Origin of the sequence: Kitasatospora sp. NPDC047058 (assembly GCF_040643935.1) — a bacterium.
Taxonomy (GTDB): domain Bacteria; phylum Actinomycetota; class Actinomycetes; order Streptomycetales; family Streptomycetaceae; genus Kitasatospora.
Map to the genome: position 1 here is coordinate 1 of NZ_JBEYVJ010000848.1, position 1482 is coordinate 1482.

1 protein-coding gene is annotated in these 1482 nt (G+C 68.9%); it reads right to left on the bottom strand.

Going from position 1 to position 1482, the window contains the following annotated elements:
- Window positions 1-961 (bottom strand): neprosin family prolyl endopeptidase (locus ABZ885_RS41050; RefSeq protein WP_360200297.1); only part of this gene is annotated, 961 nt, incomplete at its 3' end.
- Window positions 962-1482 lie beyond the last annotated feature (521 nt).

Genomic DNA, 1482 nt, shown 5'->3' on the forward strand with positions numbered 1-1482 from the left:
GCGAGCGCAGACCGGCGGTGCTGAACAGCTCTGCCGGGTAGTAGCCGATCCAGACACCGTTCACCCTGACCCACCAGTTGCCCTTCCAGAGCTGGACCTTGAGGGGCAGCACGAACTGTTCGGCGTCAAAGCGGCTGAGCGGGGTGATCGACGCGCCCGGGTGGATGGTGTCGGCGACCTGGACCCAGCCCTCGACGTTCTGGTTATAGCCGCCCAGGCCCTTGCCGAACTTGGTGTAGTTGTTGGTGGTGTAGAAGACGAACAGGTGCGGCACCCAGTCACCGTAGATGTCGCGGTACTCCTGGCAGCCGACCTCGATCGTCTGGTGGTCGGTGCCGGAGCCCCGGGTGAGCAGGAGCTGCCCGAGCGAGAATTCGTCGGAACGGAAGACGTACGGGTCCCACGCGTTGATGTATCCGTCCGTGCCGTAGCACGTCACCACCTGGGCGGTGGCGGCGTACTTGTGGTCGCCGCTCTCGGTGGGCGGGACGATCTCACGGGCGTCGGCGGGCAGACCGACCCGGTTGGCGTGCCGCCCCTTGGCGAGCCAGTCGTTGAGGGCAACGGTGGGGGCGATCAGCTCGATCGGGAGCCGTACGGCCGGAACCGTGCCGGGCGGGCCCAACTCGGCTCCCTCCCGTTCGAGCTCGAACTGGACCGGACGCTCCCGACGCTCTCCGGCAACAGGCTCGAACGGGATGTTCTCGCTCGGCGGCTCGGCCGGCCGCTCGCCGGAAAGCTGGGACTCGACCGGGATCCAGTCCAGCTGAATCCCGCCCCGGGTGACGGTTTGTGCGATGACCTCGCGCCGCGCGTACAGGTCGGAGAGGTACTGGTGGATTTCCTCAAGCCGAGCGGCGGCCGCCTTGGCGCTCTCCTCCAGGCTGGCACGACGCCTGGGCCTGTCGGTGTCAGCGTCGTCGTCGCGCTCCGCGTTGCGTTCGGATCGTCCCTCGGCCATGCGCCGGCCCACCTTCCCTGTGACGTGCCGCCGGACGCCCGACCATAGCACTCCGCAGTCGTGTGGATGCGTACGGCACTCACGCGAGTCCGCCTGCCGCGCCCGTCCAGGACGGCACGGCCCGTGGGAGCGGACGTTCCGTGCAGGGTTTTCTCGACACATCGCGCAACCCGATGGGCCGACCCCTGCGCACCCCCTGCACACGACGCCAAGTAGGCCTTGCAGATCGACGCGTCAGGCGCTCCGGCCGGCCTCGGCCCCAGAGGTACGGCCGGCAGAAATCCGGTACCTGGACCTCCGCAGGCTGGGCTAGGTTCGGACACCGCGGGCCGCCCGCCCGCACGGATGAGGAATGGAGAGTGGCGTGAACGACAGCGCCCCATCGAAGGAGCTCCGGACAGCCGCCGAGCTGTTAGCGGAGTTCCGGCCGCGGAGCGAGAGGGGATTGTCCCCGATCGCCGAGCCGGACGACTCGATCGTGACCGAGACGGCCGCCCCGGTGCTCGTCCTGCACGTCCAGG